A 24,736-nucleotide genomic window follows, 5' to 3' on the forward strand; every position below is an offset into this window, starting at 1 on the left:
CCCGCCGACCGCCCGTTCCACCCGCCCCCTTCAACCGACCCCTGCACCCCGCACCCGCGGACGGGCGTCCACCGGTGTGCGCAGGGGTGGTTCGACGGCGGTGTGCGCCGGTTCGCGCGACAGCACGCCGCGGGCGCACGGCGAGCGCCCCGTCGACGTACGGCGTACGGATTCCTCCGGTGCGATCGTGAGGGCGGGGAGCGTGAACCAGACGACCTTGCCGCCGCCGTCGGGCCGCACCCCCCAACTCTCGCTGAGGGCCGCGATCAGCGACAGTCCGCGGCCCTCGGTATCGAGGGTTCCGGCCGCCCGCACCCGGGGCAGCCGTGGGTCCAGGTCACGCACCGAGACCGTCAACTGGTCGAGCAGTACGAGAAGTTCGACGGTGCACTGTTTGCTGGGCACGGCGTGCTGGTGCACATTGGCCAGCAGCTCGGTCACCCCGAGCGCGGCCGGGTCTATCAAGGCGTCGAGACGCCAGTAACGGAGCTGCGCCGATACGATTCTGCGCACTTGGCCGATCCGGGCCGGAAGGGCCTGGAGCTCCACCGTGCAGTGTCTGCTGGGCTGCCTGATCACGACCACGACTCCCTGATGAGGTCGGGCGCCCTCGTACGACGGGGGCGAAGATCGGATCCAGCGATGCCGCCTTCCACCACAGTGTCACCGCTGGTGAACCCTCAGTGATACGAGTCCAGGGTCGTCCCGCCTGTGCGCTCCCGCAACCGCACCGTCCCCCGAAGGACCCTGTCAAGCGCGTGTGGAGCGTGCCGCGCGTACGGCATCCAGGAAGCGGTCCGGAGTGCCCAGCGTCAGTGAATAGCGGTGCCCGTTCAGGGTGGCGAGCGCCCGGTCACGGGCCGCGAACAGCGGTTTGTGCGCCTGTACGGACTGGACCGGCGCGCTGTCTATCTCGGTGCCGTAGCTCGTCAGCAGCGCCAGTCTGCCGTCCTTGATCACGACCTGGCCGGCCCGGGTCAGCGACCGGAGCAGCCACCGTTCGATGCGTACCCCGGTGGCGTTGAATTCGGGTTCCGCCATGGCGATCACCTCCTTGGCACGTCGGGCGTGCGCTCCGCACCCGCCCCCTTGGTGCGCAGTCTGCCTGCGTCGTGCCGTGGGCACCAGTACCCCTTGGCCAAAGCTCGCCGCCAGCTTTTCCCCAGGCCTCGCTTGGGGCTGCCCAAAGGGTTGTTTATGCAGGTGAGAAGCGTGTGGCAGGTGGTTATAGTCGGGACAGGCCCGGCGTTCCGCGCGGGCTCCGTACGACGTCCGGGAGCGCGCCGATGAGCATCGCACAGTCACCAGCCGACCACCCGGGGCGGGTGCCCGGGAGCGGCGGCCCGATGCCGACCGTGGACGTCGACCGCAGTGATCCGGACTACCGGGCCTGGCTGAAAGAGGCCGTGCGCAAGGTGCAGGCGGATGCCAACCGGACGGCCGACACCCATTTGCTGCGCTTCCCGCTGCCGGAGGAATGGGGCATCGACCTGTACCTGAAGGACGAGTCGACCCATCCGACCGGCAGCCTCAAGCACCGGCTGGCCCGCTCGCTGTTCCTCTACGGGCTGTGCAACGGCTGGATCCGGCCCGGCAAGCCGGTCATCGAGTCGTCCAGCGGCTCCACCGCGGTCTCCGAGGCGTACTTCGCGAGCCTGGTCGGTGTGCCGTTCATCGCGGTGATGCCCGCCACGACCAGCCGCGAGAAGACCCGGCTGATCGAGTTCCACGGCGGCCGGTGCCACCTCGTGGACGATCCGCGGACGGTCTACGCGGTCTCCGCCCGGCTCGCCGCCGAGTCCGGCGGCCACTACATGGATCAGTTCACCTACGCCGAACGGGCGACGGACTGGCGCGGCAACAACAACATCGCCGAGTCGATCTACCAGCAGCTGCGGCTGGAGCGGTATCCGGAGCCCGCCTGGATCGTCGCCACGGCCGGCACCGGCGGCACCTCCGCGACCATCGCCCGCTACGTGCACTACATGCAGTACGACACCCGCATCTGCGTGCCCGACCCGGAGAACTCCTGCTTCTTCGACGGCTGGCGCACCGGCGACGCGAAGACGGACTGCGCCACCGCCTCGCGCATCGAGGGCATCGGGCGCCCGCGCATGGAGCCCAGCTTCGTGCCCGGCGCCATCGACCGGATGATGAAGGTCCCGGACGCGGCGAGCGTGGCGGCCGTCCGGGCCCTGGAGCGGGCCATCGGGCGCAAGGCGGGCGGCTCGACGGGCACCGGCCTGTGGAGCGCGCTGAAGATCGTCGCGGAGATGGTCGCCGAGCGGCGCACCGGCTCCGTCGTCACGCTGCTCTGCGACCCCGGCGACCGCTACCTGGACAAGTACTACTCCGACACCTGGCTGGCCGGGCAGGGCCTGGACATCACGCCGTACGCGGCGACGATCGACGCCTTCCTGGAGACCGGGGTCTGGCCCGGCTGAGCCGGCCGGCCCGGACGGGCGGCGGGCCGGCGCGCGTCGACCTCGGGTACGGGCGCGCTCCTGGCCGTCAGCCCCTCAGATGTCCGTGCCGTCGCCCGGTTCGCCCGCGACCACCAGCTCCGGCGGCAGCTCCGCGATCTCCTCGCGGGCCCGCGCCGGCAGCCCGCGGTCGGTCACCAGCACGTCCACGTCCTCCAGTGAGGCGAAGGAACTGAGTCCGACGGTGCCCCACTTGGTGTGGTCGGCCACCACCACGACTCGGCGGGCGGACCGGACGAAATGGCGGTTGGTCTCCGCCTCGGCGAGGTTGGGCGTGGACAGCCCGGCCTCCACCGATATGCCGTGGACGCCCAGGAACAGCACGTCGAAGTGGAGCGAGCGGATCGCGGCGTCCGCCACCGGCCCCACCAGGGTGTCCGAGGGCGTGCGCACGCCGCCGGTCAGCACCACCGTCGCCGCGCCCGCCCGGGGGGCCGGACTGCCGGCCGCCGCCCGCTGCGCGTTGTAGAACACGTCGGCCACCCGCACCGAGTTGGTGACCACCGTCAGGTCCGGCACCTCCAGCAGCTGCTGGGCCAGCGCGAACGCGGTGGTGCCGCCCGCCAGGGCGATCGCGCCGCCGGGCGCCGCCATCCGGGCCGCCGCCTTGGCGATGTCCTCCTTGGCGCTCAGCTCCAGCCCCGACTTGGCCTCGAAGCCCGGCTCGTGGCTGCTCGGCTCGCTGACCGGTACCGCGCCGCCGTGCACCTTCTCGACCATGCCCTGCCGGGCGAGGGCGTCCAGGTCGCGCCGGACCGTCATGTCCGAGACGTTGAGCCTGCGGGTCAGTTCGTTCACGCGGACGCCGCCGCGCCGTCTGACCTCGTCGAGGATCAGAGCGCGACGCTGCTCCGCGAGGAGGTTCTGGTTGTCGCTCACCCCGGCCTGTCCCTTCCGCCCGGCTGCCGTTGCGCCCTCATCCTCGCACGCGGCGGCGGGCGCATCCGCCCCGCCGGGGTGGGGTGTGCGCCCGTGGAAGCGGGAAGGAAGCAGGCGCGAGGGGCCGGTGGCCGCGTACGCAGCCGTGGGAAGCTTCTTGAACATGACATGACAGCCGTTCCGCCGCCGGGTACCGTGCGGCGCCGACGGCACGTACCGCATCGGGGGACGGATCACATGGACAGCGGAAACAGGACGGCGGCAGCCGCTCCGGACGGACCGGACGCCGCACGGGACGAGGCGCCGCCACCGCGGCAACCCGCCCTGGAACTCCTCGTGCACGGTGTGGGCGGCACCACGCCGGAGAAGATGCTCGGCGACCCGCGCACCGTCCTGGTCACCGGCGACGACACCGCCGCCGTGTACCGCCGCGCCGTCGACGCCGACGCCGAACAGCACCCCGAGGACCACCGCACCGAACCGATCCGCGAGGCGTACTGCTGGTGCAACCTCACCTCCGGCAACGGGGCCCGCGCGCTGTGGCTGATCCTGCTGCCCTTCATGGTCGCCAACCTCGCCCACTGGATGCGCCCCGCCGCACCGTCCGGCCACCGGGGCCACCGCGTGTACGACATCCTCGTCCGCCTCCTCGCCCTGAGCCTGACCGTCCTGCTCGTCGCCGCCGCCTGCGAAGTGGCGCTGGACCTGACGGCCTGGCAGTGCGCGGGCAGCGCCGCCTGCGCGGCGGGCAAGTCCTGGATGGGCTTCCTCAGCCCCGCGCAGGGCGGCCCATGGAGCGGACCGGGCCGCCGCATCGCGCTCGCCGCCCTCTTCCCGTTGCTGCTCGTCGGCTTCCTGTGGTGGCTCTCGCGCCGTACGTGGAGCGCGTACGAGTCCGCCTCGCCGCCGCCGCGCCGCCCCGGCACCTCCCGCGACGTACCGCCCGCCCAGCGTCCCGCGCTGACCCGCCGCGGCTTCTGGTACGGCCGCCGGGTGGTCGCCCGGCTGCGCGCCGCGCACACCGCGGCCGGGCTGCTGACCATCGCCGTCGCCCTGCTCGTGGCAGCCGTGGACCACGACCGGCGGGCGGGCGCCGACGGCACGCTGGCCGCCACCGGCCGCGTCCTGCTCACCCTGGTCCTGCTGCTGGCCGCGCTCACCGTCTGGATCGTCTGCCGCACCGCCCGCTCCGAGGCCGAACCGGACGAACACCGCGACCGATTCCTGGTCAGGGCGCTGCCGTTCGCCGCGCTCGGCGCGCTCGTGCTGTCCGCCGTCCACACGGCCTGGGCCCGGCCCGGCTGGGTCAGCGGCGACCGGCTGCCCGGCAGCGGCGCCTTCGGCGGCATCGCCGTCTTCCAGGGCCTGCTGGTCCTCGGCCTCCTCGGCACCGCGGGCTTCCTCCAGAACGCCGCACGCCGCCACGGGCACGGCGACGGACGCGCCGCGCTGAAAGGATTCCACGGCGCGTCCGTCGCCCTGCTGGGGTGCGGACTGGGCGGCGTGCTCACCGGGGGAGCGGCCCAGCGCCTGGCGGACTGGCTGGACGACGGCGCGACCCCGGGCCGGCCGGGCGCCCCGATCGCCGGCCCGCCCGTCCTGCTGTCCTGGCAGGCATCGGTGCTCCCGGTGCTGCTGGTCGTCGTCGCGGCCTTCGCGCTGCTGGCCGGCGTGCAGATCCTGCTCGTACGCCGCCGGGTCGAGCCGGACATCCCCGGGTTGTACGACAAGCAGGAGCGGCCCGACGAGCAGCGGGCGCGCCGTATCGCGGGCACCATCGCCCGGGCCGGGCTCACCGACTCCGCGCCCGTCCTGGTCGGCGCCGTCTGCGTGGTGACGCTCGTCCTGGGCGCCGGCGCGGTGGCCGGTGCCTGGCTCACCGACCGGGCGCCCGGCCGGGCCACGGAGCACGCGCCGGTGCTCGTCCACACGGCCGCCGCGACGGCCGAATCGCTCGGGTCCTGGCTGATGGGCGCCGGAGTGCTGCTCCTCGCCGTCATGGGCTGGCGCGCCTACCGCGACCGCTCCACCCGCCGCACCGTCGGCATCCTCTGGGACGTCGGCACGTTCTGGCCGCGCGCCGCGCACCCCTTCGCCCCGCCCTGCTACGCCGAGCGCGCCGTGCCCGACCTGACGTGGCGGATGGCCACCTGGACCGAGGAGAACGACGGCCGCCTGGTCATCTCCGGCCACTCACAGGGCAGCGTCCTGGCGGCGGCGGCCGTCTGGCAGCTGGACCTGGTCACCCGCAGCCGGGTCGCGCTGCTCACCTACGGCTCCCCGCTGGAGCGCCTGTACGGACGGTGGTTCCCGGCCTGCTTCGGGCCGGCGGCGCTGACCGGGCTGCACCGGGAGATGGACGACTGGCGCAACCTGTGGCGGCTCACCGACCCCATCGGCGGGCCCGTGCGGCTCACCTGCGAGGGCGGCCCCGCCATCGACCTCGGCCCGCTGCGCGACCCGCTCGCCTTCGGGCGCACCCTGCGCCACCCGCTGCCCGCCCAGATCCTCGGGCACGGCGACTACCAGTCCGACCCGGCCTTCGAGGAGACCCGGGCCGAACTGATCGCCCGGCTCGGCTCCTCCGTACCGGGGCAGCGGGCGGAGGAGGGCCCGGCGGCAGACCGCTGACGGCCCGTCACGGCAAGTCGGGCAGGTCCTCCGCGTACAGCAGCGTGAGATCGTCGGTGTCCGGGTCGGCCAGCAGGGCGACCCGGCCCGCGTGCCGCTCCACCATCGCCTCGAACGTCTGCCGGGCGGTCCGGCCGTTGCCGAACGACGGCCCCTTGGGGAGCGCGGTGAAGTACTTGAGCAGCGCCTCGCCCGCCCCCTCGGCCAGCCGGTACTCATGCTCCTCGCCCTGCTGCTCGACGATGCGCAGCAGGTCCTCCGGCGCGTAGTCGGCGAAGGTGATGGTGCGGGAGAAGCGCGACGCCACACCCGGGTTGACGGCGAGGAAGCGCTCCATCTCGGCCGTGTACCCGGCCACGATCACCACCACCGCCTCCCGGTGGTCCTCCATCAGCTTCACCAGCGTGTCGATCGCCTCGCGCCCGAAGTCCCGCCCGGAGTCCTCCGGCGAGAGCGCGTACGCCTCGTCGATGAACAGCACCCCGCCGCGCGCCCGGTCGAACGCCTCCTGCGTACGGATCGCCGTGGAGCCGATGTGCTCACCGACCAGGTCCACCCGGGACACCTCGACCAGGTGCCCGCGTTCCAGCACGTCCAGCGAGGCCAGGATCTCGCCGTAGAGCCGGGCGACCGTGGTCTTGCCGGTGCCGGGGGAGCCGGTGAAGACCAGGTGGCGGCGGACCGAGGCGGCCTTGAGCCCGGCCTCCCGGCGCCGCCGCCCCACCTCGATCATGTTGATCAGGCTGCGCACCTCGCGCTTGACGCTCTCCAGACCGACCAGCCGGTCCAGTTCGCCGAGCACCTCGTCCGAGGGCCGGCTCGTGGCGGCGGGCGCTGCGGGCTCCGGGGCGGGCGGCGGCTGCACGCTCTGCGCCGGTACGTTCCCGAGCAGCCCCGCCGTCTGCGTCGCCGGCACCACCGCCGACGCCCGCACCGCCGGGACCGGCGGCTCGCCCACCGCGCGGCTCTCGTCGCTGGTGCAGTCCCGCACGGCCGGCCCGCCGGTGTGCCCCTCGCCCTGCGCGCCGGCGCCGTCCGCGAACTCGTACCCGCCGCGCGCGCACCGCTCCGTACGGCAGCGCGTCAGCGTCGTACGGCACCCGTCGAGGATGTGGAATCCGTACCCCGAACTGTCCGTCACCCGGCAGGAGTCGAACGTGCCGCGGCCTTCGGCGGAGACGTAGAAGCCCGCCTCGACCGGCGCGGCGACCGTGCAGCGCTCGACGGTGGGATCGGCGCCCTTGGTCACGATCACACCGGTCTGGGCCGCTTCGACGGTGCAGTTGGCGAGCGTGCCGCCGCTGCCGTGGTCCCGGAACCAGGCGCCGGTCGCCGCCTCCCGGATGCGGCAGTCGTCGAGCTGCACGGTCGCGCCGTCGCTCACCGACACCGCCGTGTTGCGCACCTGCGACAGGTCGCAGTCCACCACGTCCGCGCGCGAGCCCCGGTCCAGCACGAACAGCGCGTCCGGCACGTCGTGCACCCGCGTCGCGTCCAGCACGGCGGTGGCGCCGTCGCTGACCCACACCGCCGGATAGTCGCCCGTACTGTCGTGGATCTCGCACTGGTTGGCGTCCACCCGGGTGCCCGGGTCCCACACGGACAGCCCGTTGCGGCCGAAGCGGCGCACCGTGCTGCGGGTCAGCGTCAGCACCGACCGGGACCGCAGGTCTACCGCGTTCTCCGGGATGTCGTGGATGTCGCAGTCGGCGAGCGTGAGCACCGCGTCGGTGTCCAGGGTGATGCCGTCGGCCGAGGTCCGGTGCACCGTGCAGTCGGTCAGCTGGCCGCTCGCCCGCGCGGCCACCTGCACGCCCGCGCCCTTGATCTCGTACAGCTCGCAGCCGACCGCCTCGACGCCGCTGCCCTCGCCGTTGACCGACAGGCCCGCACCCGAGGCGTGCCGCACCCGGCAGTTCTCCAGCCGCGGGTGCGCGCCGCCGCGCACCGCGACCCCGGACTGCCCGGCGGCCACCACCTCGCACTCCTCGAAGATGCCGCCCGCGCCGTCCAGCACGCTGATGCCCACCCCGCCCGGGTTGTCCACCGAGCAGCGGCGCACGGTTGGGCGCGCGCCCCCGCGCACCTCGATGCCGGACGCCGAACGCGTCACCACCCGCAGCCCGTCCAGCTCCGGCGCACCGTCCTCCACCAGCACCGCGGGCGCCGTGGAGTCCTGCCCCTCCACCTGGATGTCCTGGACCGTCGCGGAGGCCCGCACGGTCAGCGCGACGCCGTCGGCGGGCGCGATCCGCACCGACCCGCGGGCGCCGTCGGGCCCCCGCAGCGTCACCGCGCGCACCAGCACCAGGTTCTCGCGGTACGTACCGGCACCGACGGTCAGCACGTCACCGTCCCCGGCGGCGTCCAGGGCCGCGGCCAGCGAGCTGTACTCGCCCGTGCGGCGCCGCCACCGCGATGTGCCCGTGTGCGTCACCTGGACCGAGCCCTGTGCCATGGCGCTGTCGTGTCCCCACCTCGTGCGGCTGTTACCGGCCCGGCAGTTGTACGTCCGCGTATGTCCGCGTTCGTGTGCCCGGGACCCCAGCCGGGAGGCTGGCCGCTCCACCGTAGCGCGCCCGGCGGGCGCCGGATGACATGGTCAGCCTGTATGCGCGGGAGCCGCCGGACGGGGCCGGCGGTCCGGTCGCGTGACCGCGCGGCGGCCCGTTCCGATGCCCGCCGCGGGCGTTCAGCTACCCGCGCCGGCCCGTCCCCAATCCTGGCCCGCGCGCTCCCACTCCCGCTCCCAGCGCCGGTAACGGCTGGTCAGCAGCCCTCGCACCACCAGCCGCCGACCGCCGTCGACCACGCCCGCCGCAGCCGCCGCCGCGCCGATCCCGGCGAGCACCGCGTGCGCCCCGGCCGTCCCGGCGTCCATCGGCCGCGGTACGACGTGACCCCGGTCGTCGGTCCAGATCCGGAACCGTTCGCCCGGCTGCACGGCGTACGGCGCGGCGACCGGGCCGCTGTGCGCGCTGCCGTCCCGCCCGGTCCAGCGGGCGTCCACCCGGCGACGGGCGTCACGGCCGGACGGGGACTCGGCGTCCGGATCCACGGGGGTGCGGGGGAGCGCCCGGACCGCCGTCGCCCAGACCTGGTGCCGCTCCTGCTGCTGCGCCCGTACGGACCGCAGCAGCGCGTCGTGGGCGCCGCCGCCCACGGCCCGGCCGGCGAGGACGCCGCCCAGCACCATCAGCACGACGGCGGCCAGCGCCGCCCACGCCTCCAGCAGATCCGTCGTCCGGCGCAGCGGGTTGTGCCGCCAGCGCCACAGTCCGGCGATGACACGTACCACTTCGTGCCCCCTTCCCGCCTCCGCAGGTACCTCGCCGGGCCCGCCTCATGCACGGACGGGACGAACGGACGGAAAACACCGGTGGCGGCGCGCACCGGGCCGCCGTGGACGAGGCGGGCGGACTGCGTACGGTCCCGGGCCCGTACGGCCCTCCGCCGCCTGCGGGACACCGGCCGTATCGCCGTGTGCGCGGCCTTCAGCGGCCCCCGCCGGCGGCCGACACTGTACCCCTGCCGGAGGGAGGCCCCGCGATGGATCACCGACAGGTCGGCCGGCTCATGAACACCGAGGTCGTCAAGGCCCGTTCCGGCACGTCGTTCCGGGAGGTCGTCAACCTGCTGAGCCGGCACCGCAAGACGGGGCTGCCGGTCGTCGACGCGGACGGCAAGGTCCTCGGCGTGATCTCCGAGACGGACCTGATGTTCCGCCAGGCCGCGCAGGACATGCTCCAGAACCGCTGGTACAACCGCCGCCGGCTGACCGGCAGCGCCCGCGCGGCCCGCGCCAGGAAGCGCGGCCTGCGCGCGGGGCAGCTGATGACCTCGCCGCCGGTGACGATCGGCGCCCACCAGACCGTCACCGAGGCCGCCCGGCTGATGGTGACCGGGAAGCTGGACCGCCTGCCGGTCGTCGACGCGGAGGGCCGGCTGTGCGGACTGGTGACCCGCACCGACCTGCTGAAGGTCTTCCTGCGCCCGGACGAGGAGATCCGCGAGGAACTGGTCACCGAGGTCCTGGTGCGCACCCTCGGCCTCAAGCCCGGCGCGATCGGCCTGTCCGTGCGGGCGGGAGTGGTCACGCTGTCCGGGCGGCTGGCGCGCAGCAGCGAGGTGTGCTGGGCGCTGCGGCTGGCGCGCCGCATCGACGGGGTGGTCGCGGTGGTCGACGAGCTGGAATACGCCCACGACGACGCGGCCGAGCAGCAGGGCGAGCAGACCGTGCGCGACCGGGCGCAGGAGTGGCTGCGCCGGCTCTGACGGACGGGACGCACCGGCCGGTCCGGGCCCTCGCGGGCGCGTCACCGCACCCGTACCGCGAGGGTGACCTCCGTGCCCCGGGAGCCGTTCGGCCCGTCGGCGCCCGGCCGGACCGCGAACCGGTCCGCCACCAGGCGCGCGAGCCACAGCCCGCGCCCGTGGTGCGCTCCGTCGAGCCCCGGCAGCAGTTCGGGGATCACCGTTTCGCTGAAGCCGGGGCCGGAATCGCTGATACGGCACTCCAGTTCGTCGCCGACGCGCCGCAGCAGCAGCCGGCCCGAGCCGCCCGCGTGCTCCACCGCGTTGCCCGCGATCTCGTCCACGGCCAGCACGAACTCGCCGCGCCGCGGCTCCGTCAGGCCCTCGCGGACGGCGCACTCCTCCACCAGCAGCCGCAGCTGCGGCAGCAGCCGGGCGGTGAAGCGGCGCTGGAGCAGACAGGTGGCGGTCTGCGTGTCCACCGGCCCGTCCTCGGACATGGCCGGTTCCGGGGTCAGCACGGCCGTACCACCTCCATCATCCGCATCCGCGGCACCACACCCGCACCGAGCCGGTGCAGCGTACGCGCCTGCAGACGGTCGCAGCGGACCTCGACCACATGGTGTCCGTCGGCCCGGTCGGCGAGCGCGATCAGCGCGGTGGCGCAGCCCACCGACAGGAAGTGCAGCCGGGTCAGGTCGACGGTGAGCCGGCGGGCGGCGGCGCTGCCGGACAGGGCCAGTTCCAGCGCGGTGGTGAAGGCGGACCGGGCGGTGGCGTCCGCCTCGCCGACGAAGTGCACGCTGCCGTCGCCGCCGCGCACCGTCCGCAGGGTGCCGAGCCGTTCCAGCAGGCTGCGCGGGTGCGCCCGGTCCATGGCGTGCAGCACCCCGCGGTCGAACCAGCGGCGGTCGTAGGCGCAGATCTCGCTGTACGGGCGGTCCTCGAACAGCGCGTCCGCGTGCGTCTCACGGTGCATCATCACCCGTACGTCGGCGTCCAGGTCGGGCACCCACCGCATGTCGATGAAGGTCCGCAGCCCGGTGAAGCCCTGGTCGGCGGCGCGCGCGGTCTCCGAGGACAGCCGTCCGATCTGCCGCTCCGGGGTGAACCGGAGATCCGGGCGGATCAGGCTCCGCATGCTGCTGAGCACCAGTTGCCCCCGCTCGCGGGCGGTGACCGTGCTGCGGCCGGTGAAGTCGAGCCGGGCCAGCACCTCGGCCTCCGGGAGCCACGGATCGGGGAAGAGGATGACCTTCTCGCCCTGGGCCAGCCCGAGCCGTACGAAGGCGGTCATGACCTCCCAGCGCACCTCGTCATCGTCGTAGCTCACAAAGGCGTGGTCCCCGGGACGCATGCGCTGCACCGGAATGAGACGGTCCCCGGGCACTTCCCAGGACGGCATCGGCACCTGGACACTCCCAACGGCTCCCGCAGTCGGCATCGCCGTTCGCTCACTGTAGGCAGCCGGACACGCTCCCGCAATGTGCCCGTGCGCCGCCGTGGGCGGGGCGTGCTCCGGACCGGACGGCGGGCCGGCGGCCCGGCGCGCGGGCCTCAGTCGCGCGGGCGGCGGGCGAGCACCTCGAAGGGGTCGCCGACCCGGAGGGTGCCGGTGCCCTCCGGGATCAGGTTCTGGCCGAAGACGAGCTGGTCACCGATGCGGCGGTGGCGGGCCAGGGTGCGCAGCGGCTCCTTGCCGCGCCGCCCGGTGCGCTGGTCGGTGGTGGTGATCACGCACCGGCCGCACGGCTTCACCACCCGGAAGGTGACCTCTCCGATCCGTATCCGCCGCCAGTCGTCCTCGTCCCAGGGCGCGGTGCCGTCCACCACCACGTTCGGCCGGAAGCGGTCCATCGGGAGCGGCCCCTCGCCGGGGTGGCCGCCCTGGGCGACGAGGGAGTTGAGGGCGTCGAGCGAGGAGGTGGTGGTGAGGAGGAGGGGGAAGCCGTCGGCGAAGCCGACGGTCTCGCCCGGCCGGGCGAACTGCGGGTCGGCGGGCCGCCGCCGGGCCGGATCGTCCAGGTGCACCAGCTGTACGGGGGTGTCCAGGAAGGTGCTGAACCACTCGGCGGCGGCGCCGGACGCGGGCACCGCCTCGACCTTGTCCCGCCAGACCTCGACCGTGACCGTGGCGCCGGGCTCCGGCACCGCGACGGTCAGCGGGGACATGCCCGGCGCGGTCAGCCGGACCGCGCCGTCCGGGAGTTCGGCGGCGGCGGCCGTCGCCAGCCGGGGCAGGGAGCGCTGGGTGACGAACCGGTGCGCGGTGTCGACCAGCATCCAGCGGCGGTCCCCGGCGAGCCCCCACGGTTCCACGACCGCCTCGCCGGGGCCGGACCCCGCCACGGATTTGACCGGATACCGGTGGATGGCACTGAGGGAAGGGTTCTGCACGCCCCCATCCTGCCAGGTGCCCCCGAGGACCCGGCGGCCGGTCCCGCACCGGTGTGCAGGACCGGTTCTCCGCCCGCGTACGGCTCGTCCCGGTCAGTACCCGCGCGGGTGCTGACGGCCGTACGGATCGTCGTAGGGGGACGGCGCCGGGCGCGGGGCGACCGGCCCGGCCGGGCGCATGGCGTCGTACCCCACGCCGTTCCCGGCGGGGCGCTGGGGCGGTTGCTGCTGGGGCGGGTAGCCGCGGGGGCCCGTCTGCTGCGGGATGTACGGCGCCGGGGTGCTCTGCAGCGGCGCCACCGGCTGGGCCGCGGCGCCCGGATAGCCGTGGCCGGGCTGCGGCTGGGACGGCGCGGCGGGCAGCGCGGGCAGGGCCGACGGGAGGGCCGGCATGTACGACGAGCCCGAGTCGTAGGGCAACTCGACCCGGATCGGGGCGATCTGCGGGGTGCCGCGCTCGGCGACCAGGGAATCGTAGATCGGGGTGTCCGGGAAGGACGGCGAAGCGTAGTAGCCGCCGCCGTAGGTAGAGCGGGGGGAGGTCATACCTCTTAAGTTAAGCCCACGATGTGCCGGTTGGGGAGCCTGAAAAGAGGGTTGTTTCCCGTGTCGTGTGCAGCCCCTGATCCGCAATGTGAGCGAACTTGGCAAAATCGGTCGCGAACGCCCGTAGGAATCGTGTAACGGCCGTGTCCACATCAGATGAACGGCGGACATTTTTCGGCAAGTAGGTTGGAAGCCGCCACCGTGCACGGGGGCGCCGCACTGCGGCCCGGCGAGCGAAGCGAAGGAGAGGGGCCACGATGTCGATGCCCAAGGGGAGCAACGTCGCGGTACCGGCCACGTCGGTACGGCTGGAACTGGGCTGGCGCACCGGTCCCGGCACCCCGGACGTGGACGCGTCCGCGCTGCTGCTGACCACGGCCGGAAAGGTCCGCGACGACACGGACTTCGTCTTCTACAACCAGCCCGCGCACGCCTCCGGGGCCGTCCGCCACGAGGGCAAGCGCCCCGCCGGGGACACGGTCACCGACAGCCTCGCCGTCGACCTGGCCCGGCTGGAGCCCGCCGTGGACAAGGTGGTGCTCGCCGCCTCCGCCGACGGGGGCGCCTTCGGCCGGGTCGCCGGACTGCACATCCGGGTGCTCGACGCGGGCAGCGGCGCCGAACTGGCCCGCTTCGACAGCCAGGACGCCACCGGGGAGACGGCCTTCGTCCTCGGGGAGCTGTACCGCAGGCAGGGCGCGTGGAAGTTCCGGGCGGTCGGGCAGGGCTACGACACCGGGCTGGCCGGGCTGGCCACGGACTTCGGCATCAGCGTGGACGAGGACCCCCCGGCCGCCGCGCCGGCCCCGCCGCCTGCCCAGCCGTACGGGGCGTACCCGCCGCCCCCGGCCCCACCCGCCCAGCCCCACGGGGCGGCGCCGGTCCCCGCTCCCGCCCCGCCGGTGAGCCTGTCCAAGGTCACCCTCACGAAGGAGGCGCCCGCCGTCTCCTTGACGAAGCAGGGCGGTACGTCGGGGGCGATGCGGGTGAATCTGAACTGGCAGCAGGCGGGCGGACCGGGCAAGCGCCTGGGCAAGAAGCTCGGCCGCCGGACCATGGAGGCGCTGGGCGCCCGCGGCGCGCTGCTGCCGCACTCCGGCGACCTGGACCTGGACCTGTGCGCGCTGTACGAACTCACCGACGGCAGCGCGGGCGTCGTCCACCCCATCGGCGGCAACTTCGGCGCGCTGCACGCCCCGCCGTACATCCAGCTCGACCAGGACGACCGCACCGGCGCCGCCGCCGCGGGCGAGAACCTGACGATCAACCTCGACCACCAGGCCCGCATCCGGCGCATCCTCGTCTTCGTGACCGTCTACGCGGGTGCCAGGAGCTTCGAGGGGCTGCACGCGACGGTCACGCTCCGGCCCCAGTTCGGCGCGCCCGTCGACTTCTCGCTCGACGAGTGCACCGTGCCGTCCACCGTCTGCGCCCTGGCCCTGATCACCAACACCGGCAGCGACCTGGTCGTGCAGCGCGAGGCCCGCTACCTCGTCCCCGCCCCGGGCGTCAGCCCGCAGCGCACCGTCGACGAGGCGTACGGCTGGGGGCTGAACTGGTCCCCGGCCAGCAAGTGAGCATCCTTCAGGAGGCGCCCGGCGCCCCGTACGTCCGGCCCTTCCAGGCGGCCCCGCGCCCCCGGTAGTGCTGGACGGCGGAGTCGACCGTCATCAGAAGGTAGAGCAGCGCGGTACCGGGCAGCAGCGGCGCGAGCCACAGCGGCTGCCGGTAGTAGCGCAGCATCGGCAGGTACGTGCCGGCCATCACGGCCCACGCCGCGCCGCCAAGCGCTGCCGTCGTCGCGCTGCTCACCGCCAGACCAACTGCCAGCGCGACGGGCGGCGCCAGGTAGACCAGCGCCAGCCCGGCCACCGTTCCCGCCAGCAGCAGCAGATTGTGCCGCAGCTGGGCGTACGCGCTGCGCGAGACCATCCGCCACAGCGTGCCCAGCCCCGCGTACGGGCGCACGCTCTCCACCCGGTCGCCCAGCCCCAGCCAGATCCGGCCGCCGGCCCGCTGCACGGCCCTGGCCAGCGTCACATCGTCGATCACCGCATGCCGGATGCTGCCGGGGACACCGGCCCGCTCGGCCACCGCACGCCGCAGCAGCACACAGCCGCCGGCCGCCGCCGCGGTCCGCGCCCCCGGCCGGTTCACCCACCGGAACGGATACAGCTGCGCGAAGAAGTACACGAAGGCCGGGACGATCAGCCGCTCCCAGATCGACACCACCCGCAGCCGCGCCATCTGCGACACCAGGTCGAGGTCCGCCGAGCGCGCCGCCGCCACCAGCTCCCGGAGGCTGTCCGGCGCGTGGGCGATGTCCGCGTCCGTCAGCAGCACGTGCTCCGCGTCGCCGCGCTCCCGCACGAGCGCCATGCCGTGCCGGACCGCCCACAGCTTGCCCGTCCAGCCCGGCTCCGGCTCGCCGGGCGCGGTGACGGTCAGCGGCAGCCCGCCGCGCCCGGCCAGCTCCCGGGCCAGCTCGCCCGTCCCGTCCGTACTGCCGTCGTCGACGAGGACCACCTCGGCCCGGCCCGGGTACTTCTGCGCCAGCAGGGACGGCAGGCTCACCGGCAGCACCTCGGCCTCGTCCCGCGCCGGGACGACGACGGCGACCGGCGGCCAGCGTTCCGGGTCGGCCCGCTCGGGCAGCCGGACATCCGTCCGCCAGAAAAAGCCCTGCGCCAGCGCCAGCCACACCCAGGCCGCCAGCGACCCGGCACCGATCCACTCCATCGCTCCCACGCCCGCAGTCTGCCGCACCGGCCCCGGCCGCGGCCGGAACCCGCCGGAGGCGGCCCGCGGACCCGGCGGACGGAGCGCATGGGCACGGGCGTACGGAGCCCGCGGACCCGGCGGACGGAGCCCACCGGTATGACAAGTACGGTCCGGCCCGGCGTAAAGTGTCCGGGTGAAGATCGCGCTCATGGACTCCGGCACCGGTCTGCTCGCGGCGGCGGCCGCGGTGCGGCGGCTGCGGCCCGACGCCGACCTGGTGCTCTCCTCCGACCCGGACGGCATGCCCTGGGGCCCCCGCCCGCCGCACGACATCGCGGCGCACGCCCTCGCCGTCGCCCGGGCCGCCGCGGCGCACCGCCCGGACGCCCTGATCGTCGCCTGCAACACCGCCACCGTGCACGCCCTGCCCGCCCTGCGGGCCGAGCTGGAGCCCGCGCTGCCGGTCATCGGGACCGTGCCCGCCATCAAGCCCGCCGCGGCCACCGGCGGCCCGGTCGCCATCTGGGCCACGCCCGCCACCACCGGCAGCCCCTACCAGCGCGGTCTGATCGAACGGTTCGCCGCCGGCATCGACGTCACCGGCGTGCCGTGCCCCGGCCTCGCGGACGCGGTGGAGAGCGCCGACGAGGCCGCGATCGACGCCGCCGTCGCGGCCGCCGCCGCGCACACGCCCCGCGACGTACGGACCGTCGTCCTCGGCTGCACCCACTATGAGCTGGTCGCGGAGCGCATCCGAGCCGCCCTCCAGCAGCCCGGCGCCCCCGCCCTCGTCCTGCTCGGCTCCGCGGAGGCGGTCGCCGCCCAGGCGCTGCGCCGCACCGGGGCCGCCCCGGACCCCTCGGCCGCGCCCACCGGCACCGTCACCGTCCTCCTCAGCGGCCGGCCGGGCCGCCTCCCCGAGGCCGCGCTCGCCTACGCCGAGGGGCGCCTGCTGTCCGGTCCGGCCCGGGCCGGTGAGCCCGTCCGTCACTGAGGCCCCGGCAGTACGCGCGACACGCTGCCAGGACGGGCAAAGGCGCGTACGCTGCGAGTCATGAGGGACCACCCCCACGAGGGGGCGACAGCCCCCGGCGAGCACGGCGGCCCGGTCGGCGACGGCAGGGGTTCCGGCAGTCATCGCGACCCCGCGGACGTCCCCGAGGTGTGGCACGGCCGCGCCACCAACCGCGTGCAGTGGCTCCTGTCGTGCATCGGCGCGGCCTGTCTGGCGCTCGGTATCGAGCTGGCCGTCGACAGTGCCTGGACGTCCGGCCTGGCGCCACTGGTGATGTCCGTCGTCGGCTGTGTCCTGGCCGGCCTGCTGGTGCTCTTCGGCACCCTCGCCTTCGTCCACGTCGCCGTCCGGGTCGACAAGGACTGCCTGGAGGTGCGCTGCGGGCACATGGGGCTGCCGCGCCGCCGGATCCCCCTCGACCACGTCGTCGGCGCCGACTTCGCCCCGCGCGTCACCCCGCGCCACTGGGGCGGCTGGGGCTACCGCTGGCGCCCCGAGCAGGGCACGGCCGTGGTCGTCCGGCGCGGCGAGGCCGTGGTGCTCCGGCTGGGCGACGGCCGCAGCTTCACGGTCACGGTGGACGACGCGGAGAACGCGGTGCGCTGCATCCGCGGCAGATGCGGGCTGAAGCAGGGGACGGGCAGCGGGGCCTGAGCCGCCGGCCGGCGCGACCCGTACCGCACCCCCGCAGGGATTCGACCGCGCGTGCGGCAGGGCGCGGACTGCCCGTTTCCCCGCCCGGTGGTCGTTAGGGTGCGGGTATGGCGACACCCGACTTCATCCGTGACATCCGGGCCGGCATCGGCCACCAGCTGCTGTGGCTGCCGGGCGTGAGCGCCGTGGTCTTCGACGACCGCGGCCGGGTGCTCCTCGGCCGCAGAGTGGACAACGGCATGTGGTCGATCATCGGGGGCATCCCGGAGCCGGGGGAGCAGCCGGCCGAGACCGCGGTGCGCGAGGTCTTCGAGGAGACGGCGGTGCACGTGGTGCCCGAGCGGGTGATCCTCGTCGAGGCGCTCCAGCGGGTGCGCTACCCCAACGGCGACGAGTGCCAGTTCATGGACATCTCGCTGCGCTGCCGCGCGGCCGGCGGCGAGGCCGTGGTCAACGACGACGAGTCGCTGGAGGTGGGCTGGTTCGCGCTGGACGCGCTGCCGGAGCTGGAGGAGTTCGCGGTGGCGCGGATCAAGATGGCGCTGGACGACGGGCCGGCCTGGTTCGCGGGGATCGAGCGGGCGTAACGGGTCCGGCGGGGGCGGGGCAACGGCGCCCCGCGGCGGCCGGGCGGGGCGTGCCGGGGCCTCGCAGGAACCGGACGAGGCGCGGTGCGAGCCCGGCCGTGGCCGTACGGGGCGCACCCGTCACGCGCGGAGCCACGGGAGGCGGATCGACGTCTGCGACTCCTCGCCCCCGCCGGGCACCCCCGGCCCCTCCGGCGTCCCGGACTCCCCGGGCTCGCCCGGCGACTCCTCGGGGCCGTCCGGCGCGGAGCGGCCCGCCTCCTCGGTGTGCATCTGCTGCCGGCCGCCGTCCTTGCGGCAGCTGCTCAGCCAGGTGCCGGTGGGCCCGTTCTCGTACTGGCACTCCCAGCCGCGCACCGTCAGCGCCGGCCGGTCCGCGGTGGCCTTGCGGAAGAACTCCGCCATCACGCTGCGGGCCTCGGCGCAGCCCGCGGTCGGTCCGGCGCCGGGACCGGAGAAGAGCCGCGCGGTCAGGCCCTCGCCCATCGCGTCGGGCAGGGCTCCGCAGTCCAGCGGCTGGCCCGGGACGGCGGAGCCGGAGCCGCCCGGCCCGGACGGGCTCGCGCCGCCGCCCGGGTCCCCGGACGGGCTTTCCTTCAGGCTCTGCGTGGGGTTCGCGCCCGGCGCGGAGCCTGTGCCGGCGGACGCCGTGGGGTCGTCCGGTCCGCTGCCGGCGCACCCGGCGACGGCGAGGGCGAGCAGTGCGGTCGGTACGGCGATGAGCCGGCGCATGTCGAACTCCTTCGGCCGCGGGTCACGCAGGAGGGGGACACTCCGCCGTACGGACGCTAGGAGCCCGGCACGCGGGCTGCGATCCGGAACGGGCGAACGGGTGAACGGCGGCGCCGCCGTCCGTCCCGCCCGCCCGGTGGCTCAGCCGAAGCGTTCGATGTGCATCCGGGCCGTGCTGCCCGCGTAGAAGGACGTGGTGCCGACGGACCAGTAGGCGGCCGTGCCGGGGATCGGCGTCAGGTCCGTCATCAGGGCCGTCTCGGGCATCTCGGGGCCGCGCTCGCTCACCCAGGCGGCGCCGTCCCACCGCAGGTAGTGGGAGCGCTTCTGGTCCCAGAAGTCCCAGCCGGTGATCCGGTCGGGGCGGCCCCGCCCGTCCCCGAGGATCGAACTGAACAGGCCGACGGAGTACGGAGCCTCCACCGGCGTCCACCGGGTGCCGTCCCAGCGCTCGAAGATCACACCGGGTGGCTTCCCGGGCGGGCCGCCGATGCCGTAGCCGTAGCCGGTGAGCCAGATGTCGTCGTGGGCGACCGGGAGCAGCCCGGATACGGTCGCGCGGATGCCGGTGGTGTGCGGGAGCACGGTCCAGGCGCCGTCCCAGCGCGCGATGACGTCGCCGTACACCCAGACCTCGCCGCCGGGCGTGACGTGCACGTGCCCGGGGGTGGGGGCCGCCGCGTCCGGCAGCGGGGTTCCCCAGCGCCACTGGCGGCCGTCCCAGTGCAGCAGGCCGGCGCGGCCGTCGTACCGGCCGCTGGCCCAGGCCCGGCCGTCGGGGGCGGCCGTCACGTCGGTGACCGTGGTGCGGCTCCCGCCCTGCCCCGGGTACGGCGACTTCTTCCAGGTGGCGCCGTCCCAGGCCAGCAGCAGGCCGTCGGCGCCGACCGCCCAGGCGCCACCGGCCCCGGCGGACGTGACCGCCGTCAGCGGGCCGGCGGAGGCGAGCGCGCCCAGGTCCGTACGGGACCAGGCGGAGCCGTCCCAGCGCAACGCCACCGCGGTCCCCTCGCTGCTGCCGCTCAGTCCTTCCGCGCCGACGGCCCAGGCGAGACAGGGCCCGGCCGCGGCCACGCCGTACAGCCGGGCGCCGGGCCGTGCGTCCGGTACCGGGACGGCCGACCAGCCGGGCGCGGCGGAGCGGGCGGCGGAAGGGGACGCGGCGGTCGCGGGGCCCGCGGTACCGGCCGGACCGAGGCCCGCGGCGGTGCCCGCCAGGCCGCTGACGAAGGTGCGTCTTCGCATGGGTGCCGTCCTTGGTGTCGAGGAAGGTCGGGACCTCACGGACATGCCGTGGCGCGGGACACCTTGGCGCCGGGAGCCGGAGAGGTCAATGGCGGCGGGGCGCCCGTACCGGGAGCGGGCGGAGAACGGCCGGCGCCGTACGGGCGGCTGCGCTGCCGGTAGCCGCCTCCGGATGCGGCCGGGCCCCGGCTGCGGCAGCGTGGTGCTGTCCCACCAACCGGACGAGGGAGCAGGTCATGGGCGACGACAGCGCCATGAAGAAGGTCAAGGGCAAGGCCAAGGAGATGGCCGGAAAAGCCACCGGCGACGAACGGATGAAGAGCGAGGGCCGGACCGACCGCGCCCAGGGCAAGGCCAAGGGCGCGCTGGACGACGCCAAGGAGAGCGCCCAGGGCATGCGCGACTCCCTCAAGAACAAGGGTGACCGGCGGACCTGACGCCGTCGGGCCCCGCCCGCACCCCGCCGTCCGTGCCCTGGTGCGGACGGCGGGGTGACCCGTGCGCCGGAGTCCTCGTTGTGCAGGGCATGATCAAGAAGATTGCCGCAGTGGCCCTGCTGACGGGCTCGGCCGCCACCACGGCCCAGACCACCGCACAGGCCGTGGAGATTCCGCGCGTCCTCGCCGAGACCACCGCGATGACGGCGGAACTGGTCTCCCAACTGCCGCACGTCCACGACGTGCAGCCGCCGCCCATGTTCACGGTCCAGGACGGCGGCAAATAGCGGGCGCCGGCGTCAGGGCTTGCGCGCCACGGCCGCGTAACAGCCGGCCTCGGCGTCCGTGACGTGGGTGGCGTCACCCGGGTCGGCGGGCCGCCACTGGTGCGACAGGGTGATACCGGGCTCCCACAGCTCCCAGCCGTCGAAGAACCGGGCGAACTCGGCCTTCGTACGGAACGTCACCGTCGTCCCGGCCGCCGCGTAGATCTCCGCGATCCGGGCCATCGCCTCGGGGGCGAAGTCGGCCGTGGCGTGGCTCATGGCCAGCGCGCTGCCGCTGGGCAGCGCGGCCTTGAGCTCCGCCACCACCTCGTGCGCCCGCTGCCGCCCCCCGTCGGGCACGAAGTGCATCAGCGCGTTGAGGCTCAGCGCGACCGGGCGGCGCAGGTCGAGGGTGTCCCGGACCTGGGGCGCGGTGACGATGGCGGCCGGTTCGGTGACATCCGCCTGGAGGTAGGTGGTCCGCCCCTGCGGCGTGCTGCGCAGCAGCGCCGCGGCGTGGGCCAGCACGATCGGGTCGTTGTCCGTGTAGACCACGCGGGCGTCCGGCGCGATGTCCTGGGCGATCTCGTGGAGGTTGGGCGGGGTGGGGATGCCCGTACCGATGTCCAGGAACTGGCGCAGTCCCGCCCGCGCGAGGTCGCGCGTGGAGCGCTGCATGAACTCCCGGTTGATCCGCGCGGCGACCAGCGCCGCGGGGAAGACGGCGAGCACCTTGCCCGCGGCGGTCCGGTCGGCGAGGAAGTTGGTCTTGCCGCCGAGCATGTAGTCGTAGATACGGGCCGAGTGGGCCCGGTCCAGTTGGAGGTCCACCACCGGTCCGCCGTGCCGCTCGCTCATCGCGCTCCGCCTCTCCTGTGCGGCTGCCCGGCCGCGACGGAGCCTTACCCGCCGCGTTCGCGGTCATGCGCCCGGCCGTGCCGCACGCTGCGCGGGCCCGGCACCGCTGATCGGCCCAAGTAATCACATGAACGCGCACCGCGAGATTTCTTGGCGGTCGGTGCCACAACGGGGCGGGTTTTCCGGTTCATTGGAAGGGAGGGTTCCCGCCCTCCCGCCGATCGCCGGGGCCTGCCGGGCTCCCGGACCGCGACGAAACGGAACGAGGACTTCACGTGCGCACGTACCGGGACAGCCCCCTGCCGCCGACCGCCGCGGTCCGCCCCCTCGGCCCCGGGCGCCACGGCGCGCAGGGGCGCCCATGACCCGCGACCGGCTGCCGTCCGCGGCCGACGACCCGCTGCGGCGGGCCGGCCGCCGGCTGGCCGTCGCCTTCGAGGCGTTCCACGAGACCCACTACCGCAAATGGCTGGCCTACGCCTATCTGCACACCGGCAGCGAGGAGGCGGCCCTGGAGGTCACCGGCGCCGCCTACCGGCGATTACGGCTGTGCTGGCCGTACGCGCTCAAACAGTCCTCGGTGGACTCCTACGCGTGGGCCGTCCTCAAGGAGACCGTGGTGGACTGGCTCGGCGCGCACCGGCGCGCCACGGCGCTCACGCAGAGCGCCGCCTTCGCCGTGGTCACCCGCGCCCTGCTGCGCGAGTGCCAGCAGCAGTTCGCGCTGCTGGAGAGCCAGCTCGGCCTGTACGAGGCGATCGCCCGGCTGCCCGAGCGGCAGTGCGACGTGATCGTGCTGCGCCATGTCGTCGGCTACTCCGACGACCAGATAGCCGCCCTGCTCGGTGTCGACGAGGCCACCGTCCGCTCGCACGCGAGCCGGGGCAAGCGCCGGCTCGCCGCCGCACTGGGCATCGAACCGTGCCCCACGAAGGGAAAGTGACCATGCCGCACACCCGCCGGGCCGGCCGGGACACCATAGAATCCCTGCTGGCCGCAGCCGCCGAGGTACTCGCCGAGTCGTACGGCTCCTACGACACCGCGGCGGCCCGCGACCGGCTGGCCGGAGACACGTTCGAGGAGTCCGGCGCCGCGTATCCGGCCGAGCCGCGCCCCGGCGCCCCGGCGCCCACCGCCTACCCGAGCGCCCACGACGAGGCCACCCACGAACTCGACCTGGCCTGCGCCCTGGTGGTCAACGCCGCGGCGGCGGCGGACAGCCTGGCCCGGCTGGTCAACGACCACCGGATCGACCCCGAGGGCGCCCTGGTCTTCGCCTGCCTGCTGCACATCACCGGGCGCGCCGAGGCCGCCGACTTCTGGTGGCGGTTCGGCGCCGGCGGCGGCAGCCGTACCGCGGCCTACTGCCTGTACCTCTCCCACCGGCGGCACGGCGAGTTCCGCGACGCCGCCTACTGGCGTACGCAGGCCGCCCACGATCCCGACGAGGAACCGCCGCCGCCCGCCGCCCCCGACGGCCGGCAACTGCTGCCGGACGCCGCCCGGCACGCCCTGCTCGTCCAGTGGCACAGCGGCCTGGCACCCACCCTGCCCGCCGTACTGGAGAACGTCATCAACCGGCTCGCCGTCGTGGACGACGACGAGGACTACGGCGAGATCCCCCACCCGTCGCCGACGCTCGTGGAGGACCTCGGCCGGTGACCCGGCGCGTCGCGACCGGAAAGGACCGGCCGGGCGGACGGCGCATGGACGCGGCGGACCCGGACCGTCACCATCGGAACCAACGGCACCACACGTCCCGGCACCCGGCGGAAGGCGCCTCGCATGGAGCGACGCACGGCCACGGACCCCGGCCCGCACCCGGCCCCCGACCCCGTTCCCGTCCCGGACCGCGCCGACGTCGTGATCGTCGGCGGCGGGATCATCGGCGCGAGCATCGCGTTCCACCTGGCGGAGGCCGGGGTGGGAGGTGTCCTGCTGCTGGAGCGCGACCGGCCCGCGGCCGGCTCCTCGGGCAAGCCGATCGGCGGTGTCCGCGCGCAGTTCTCCGACCCGCTCAACATCCGGATCGGCCTGCGCAGCCTGGAGGCGTGGCGGGCGTTCGGCACACGACCCGGGGCGGACATCGGGCTGGCGAGCGTGGGATACCTCTTCCTCCTCGGTGACGACACCGAACGCGCCCTCTTCGAGGACAGCGTGGCGGTGCAGAACGCGCTCGGGGTGCCCAGCCGGATCATCGGCCCGGCCGAGGCCGCCGCGCTGTGCCCGTATCTGGACCCGGACGGCATCGTCGCCGCCGCCCACTGCCCCACCGACGGCTACGCGCTCCCGGAGGCCGCGGTGACGGGCTACCTGCGCGCCGCCGTCCGGCGCGGCGCGGCCGTCCGCACCCACTGCCCCGTCACCGCGATCGACACCCGCGGCGGCACCCTCGGCGCGGTCCGGACCCCGCACGGCACCGTGCACACCGGCACGGTGATCTGCTGCGCGGGCGCCTGGTCGCAGGAGGTCGGCGCGATGGCCGGCGTACGGCTGCCGGTCACCCCGCTGCGCCGCCAGATCGCCCTGACCGGGCCGCTGGACCCGCCGCCGCCCCGCATCCCCTTCACCCTCGACCACGCCTCCACCGCCTACTTCCACAACGACGGCGCGGACGGGCTGCTGCTGGGCATGTCGGACCCGCGCCAGGAACCGGGCTTCGCCCGGGACTTCAGCCGGGAATGGCTCGAACCCTTCCGCGAGGCCGTCGGCCGCCGGGCACCCGCCCTGGCCGGCGTACCGGTCCGGCACGGCTGGGCCGGCCTGTACGAGACCACCCCCGACAACAACGCGCTCATCGGCGAAGCGGCCGACGTGCACCGCTTCCTGTACGCCACCGGGTTCTCCGGCCACGGCTTCCTCCAGGCGCCCGCGGTGGGGGAGCTGATCCGCGACCTCTACCTGGGCCGGGAACCGTTCCTCGACGCCGGTCCGCTGGCGGCCGGCCGGTTCGACGGCCGGACGGCGGACGCGGGGGAGGAGGGCGCGGGCCACGACGGCACCCGCCCGGAGGCCCACATCATCTGACGCC

At 74.7% G+C, this 24,736-nt stretch carries 25 protein-coding genes; 12 read left to right on the top strand and 13 right to left on the bottom strand.

Features of this window, described 5'->3' with window-relative positions; genetic code table 11:
• Positions 1–30 precede the first annotated feature (30 nt).
• Positions 31–579: an ATP-binding protein gene (locus ACH4FX_RS12955; RefSeq protein WP_398478104.1), complete on the bottom strand. Its 549-nt coding sequence runs from the start codon at positions 577–579 to the stop codon at positions 31–33.
• A gap of 171 nt (positions 580–750) precedes the next feature.
• Positions 751–1,041 carry a hypothetical protein gene (locus tag ACH4FX_RS12960; protein ID WP_398478106.1) on the bottom strand — a complete coding sequence of 97 codons (291 nt, stop codon included), beginning with the start codon at positions 1,039–1,041 and terminating at the stop codon, positions 751–753.
• 245 nt (positions 1,042–1,286) lie between these two features.
• Between ACH4FX_RS12960 and ACH4FX_RS12965 the strand changes: the two genes are divergently transcribed.
• On the top strand, positions 1,287–2,444 hold the full coding sequence (locus ACH4FX_RS12965) for a PLP-dependent cysteine synthase family protein (protein WP_398478108.1): 1,158 nt from the start codon (positions 1,287–1,289) through the stop codon (positions 2,442–2,444).
• A 75-nt stretch (positions 2,445–2,519) separates the two neighbouring features.
• Here ACH4FX_RS12965 and ACH4FX_RS12970 read toward each other — a convergent pair whose 3' ends face one another.
• Positions 2,520–3,362, bottom strand: a complete 843-nt coding sequence (locus tag ACH4FX_RS12970) for a DeoR/GlpR family DNA-binding transcription regulator (protein ID WP_398478110.1) — start codon at positions 3,360–3,362, stop codon at positions 2,520–2,522.
• Between the two features lie 237 nt (positions 3,363–3,599).
• On the opposite strand from ACH4FX_RS12970, the gene ACH4FX_RS12975 reads away from it, so the two are divergent.
• The gene (locus tag ACH4FX_RS12975) at positions 3,600–5,993 is read left to right on the top strand and encodes a hypothetical protein (RefSeq protein ID WP_398478112.1); all 2,394 of its coding nucleotides are present in this window, start codon (positions 3,600–3,602) and stop codon (positions 5,991–5,993) included.
• 7 nt (positions 5,994–6,000) lie between these two features.
• Here ACH4FX_RS12975 and ACH4FX_RS12980 read toward each other — a convergent pair whose 3' ends face one another.
• Positions 6,001–8,451 (bottom strand): right-handed parallel beta-helix repeat-containing protein, encoded by a 2,451-nt coding sequence (locus tag ACH4FX_RS12980; protein WP_398478114.1) that lies wholly within the window; start codon positions 8,449–8,451, stop codon positions 6,001–6,003.
• A gap of 234 nt (positions 8,452–8,685) precedes the next feature.
• A complete protein-coding gene (locus ACH4FX_RS12985) occupies positions 8,686–9,291 on the bottom strand; it encodes a hypothetical protein (RefSeq protein ID WP_398478116.1) in 606 nt (201 codons plus the stop codon).
• A 251-nt stretch (positions 9,292–9,542) separates the two neighbouring features.
• Between ACH4FX_RS12985 and ACH4FX_RS12990 the strand changes: the two genes are divergently transcribed.
• Positions 9,543–10,268 (top strand): CBS domain-containing protein, encoded by a 726-nt coding sequence (locus ACH4FX_RS12990; RefSeq protein ID WP_398478118.1) that lies wholly within the window; start codon positions 9,543–9,545, stop codon positions 10,266–10,268.
• A gap of 41 nt (positions 10,269–10,309) precedes the next feature.
• On the opposite strand, the gene ACH4FX_RS12995 is transcribed toward ACH4FX_RS12990, so the two are convergent.
• The 4 genes from ACH4FX_RS12995 to ACH4FX_RS13010 form a co-directional block, all read right to left on the bottom strand.
• The gene (locus ACH4FX_RS12995) at positions 10,310–10,768 is read right to left on the bottom strand and encodes an ATP-binding protein (protein ID WP_398478119.1); all 459 of its coding nucleotides are present in this window, start codon (positions 10,766–10,768) and stop codon (positions 10,310–10,312) included.
• Positions 10,762–11,580, bottom strand: coding sequence for an MEDS domain-containing protein (locus tag ACH4FX_RS13000; protein ID WP_398478121.1), 819 nt, complete (start codon positions 11,578–11,580; stop codon positions 10,762–10,764). Before ACH4FX_RS13000 ends, ACH4FX_RS12995 begins: the two co-directional genes overlap by 7 nt.
• Before the next feature lie 224 nt (positions 11,581–11,804).
• Positions 11,805–12,644 carry an MOSC domain-containing protein gene (locus tag ACH4FX_RS13005; protein WP_398478123.1) on the bottom strand — a complete coding sequence of 280 codons (840 nt, stop codon included), beginning with the start codon at positions 12,642–12,644 and terminating at the stop codon, positions 11,805–11,807.
• Between the two features lie 93 nt (positions 12,645–12,737).
• Positions 12,738–13,190 carry a DUF6643 family protein gene (locus ACH4FX_RS13010; protein ID WP_398478125.1) on the bottom strand — a complete coding sequence of 151 codons (453 nt, stop codon included), beginning with the start codon at positions 13,188–13,190 and terminating at the stop codon, positions 12,738–12,740.
• A 257-nt stretch (positions 13,191–13,447) separates the two neighbouring features.
• Between ACH4FX_RS13010 and ACH4FX_RS13015 the strand changes: the two genes are divergently transcribed.
• On the top strand, positions 13,448–14,767 hold the full coding sequence (locus ACH4FX_RS13015) for a TerD family protein (protein ID WP_398478126.1): 1,320 nt from the start codon (positions 13,448–13,450) through the stop codon (positions 14,765–14,767).
• A 7-nt stretch (positions 14,768–14,774) separates the two neighbouring features.
• Here ACH4FX_RS13015 and ACH4FX_RS13020 read toward each other — a convergent pair whose 3' ends face one another.
• A complete protein-coding gene (locus tag ACH4FX_RS13020) occupies positions 14,775–15,929 on the bottom strand; it encodes a glycosyltransferase (protein WP_398478412.1) in 1,155 nt (384 codons plus the stop codon).
• A gap of 175 nt (positions 15,930–16,104) precedes the next feature.
• Between ACH4FX_RS13020 and ACH4FX_RS13025 the strand changes: the two genes are divergently transcribed.
• From ACH4FX_RS13025 to ACH4FX_RS13035, 3 genes are all read left to right on the top strand, one after another.
• Positions 16,105–16,905, top strand: coding sequence for a glutamate racemase (locus ACH4FX_RS13025; protein ID WP_398478128.1), 801 nt, complete (start codon positions 16,105–16,107; stop codon positions 16,903–16,905).
• A gap of 60 nt (positions 16,906–16,965) precedes the next feature.
• Entirely contained in the window at positions 16,966–17,580 is a 615-nt protein-coding gene (locus ACH4FX_RS13030; RefSeq protein WP_398478130.1) for a hypothetical protein, read from the top strand.
• Between the two features lie 107 nt (positions 17,581–17,687).
• Entirely contained in the window at positions 17,688–18,167 is a 480-nt protein-coding gene (locus ACH4FX_RS13035; protein WP_398478132.1) for an NUDIX hydrolase, read from the top strand.
• A gap of 120 nt (positions 18,168–18,287) precedes the next feature.
• Here ACH4FX_RS13035 and ACH4FX_RS13040 read toward each other — a convergent pair whose 3' ends face one another.
• Together ACH4FX_RS13040 and ACH4FX_RS13045 are read right to left on the bottom strand one after the other, a co-directional pair.
• Complete coding sequence (locus ACH4FX_RS13040; RefSeq protein ID WP_398478134.1) at positions 18,288–18,899, bottom strand: hypothetical protein; 612 nt, start codon at positions 18,897–18,899, stop codon at positions 18,288–18,290.
• Between the two features lie 141 nt (positions 18,900–19,040).
• Positions 19,041–20,144 (bottom strand): hypothetical protein, encoded by a 1,104-nt coding sequence (locus ACH4FX_RS13045; RefSeq protein ID WP_398478135.1) that lies wholly within the window; start codon positions 20,142–20,144, stop codon positions 19,041–19,043.
• Between the two features lie 236 nt (positions 20,145–20,380).
• Between ACH4FX_RS13045 and ACH4FX_RS13050 the strand changes: the two genes are divergently transcribed.
• Positions 20,381–20,581, top strand: a complete 201-nt coding sequence (locus ACH4FX_RS13050; protein WP_398478137.1) for a CsbD family protein — start codon at positions 20,381–20,383, stop codon at positions 20,579–20,581.
• A gap of 89 nt (positions 20,582–20,670) precedes the next feature.
• Positions 20,671–20,868 carry a hypothetical protein gene (locus ACH4FX_RS13055; RefSeq protein WP_398478139.1) on the top strand — a complete coding sequence of 66 codons (198 nt, stop codon included), beginning with the start codon at positions 20,671–20,673 and terminating at the stop codon, positions 20,866–20,868.
• 12 nt (positions 20,869–20,880) lie between these two features.
• Here the strand turns inward: ACH4FX_RS13055 and ACH4FX_RS13060 are convergent, their stop codons facing one another.
• Positions 20,881–21,705 carry an SAM-dependent methyltransferase gene (locus ACH4FX_RS13060; RefSeq protein ID WP_398478141.1) on the bottom strand — a complete coding sequence of 275 codons (825 nt, stop codon included), beginning with the start codon at positions 21,703–21,705 and terminating at the stop codon, positions 20,881–20,883.
• A 361-nt stretch (positions 21,706–22,066) separates the two neighbouring features.
• Between ACH4FX_RS13060 and ACH4FX_RS13065 the strand changes: the two genes are divergently transcribed.
• The 3 genes from ACH4FX_RS13065 to ACH4FX_RS13075 all read left to right on the top strand — a co-directional run bounded on the left by ACH4FX_RS13065 (position 22,067) and on the right by ACH4FX_RS13075 (position 24,732).
• A complete protein-coding gene (locus tag ACH4FX_RS13065) occupies positions 22,067–22,648 on the top strand; it encodes an RNA polymerase sigma factor (RefSeq protein WP_398478143.1) in 582 nt (193 codons plus the stop codon).
• A gap of 2 nt (positions 22,649–22,650) precedes the next feature.
• Positions 22,651–23,367: a hypothetical protein gene (locus ACH4FX_RS13070; RefSeq protein ID WP_398478144.1), complete on the top strand. Its 717-nt coding sequence runs from the start codon at positions 22,651–22,653 to the stop codon at positions 23,365–23,367.
• Between the two features lie 123 nt (positions 23,368–23,490).
• Positions 23,491–24,732, top strand: coding sequence for an NAD(P)/FAD-dependent oxidoreductase (locus ACH4FX_RS13075; protein WP_398478146.1), 1,242 nt, complete (start codon positions 23,491–23,493; stop codon positions 24,730–24,732).
• Positions 24,733–24,736: the final 4 nt, after the last annotated feature.

Origin of the sequence: Streptomyces sp. NPDC018019 (assembly GCF_044327805.1) — a bacterium.
In the GTDB taxonomy this organism is placed as follows: Bacteria; Actinomycetota; Actinomycetes; order Streptomycetales; family Streptomycetaceae; genus Streptomyces.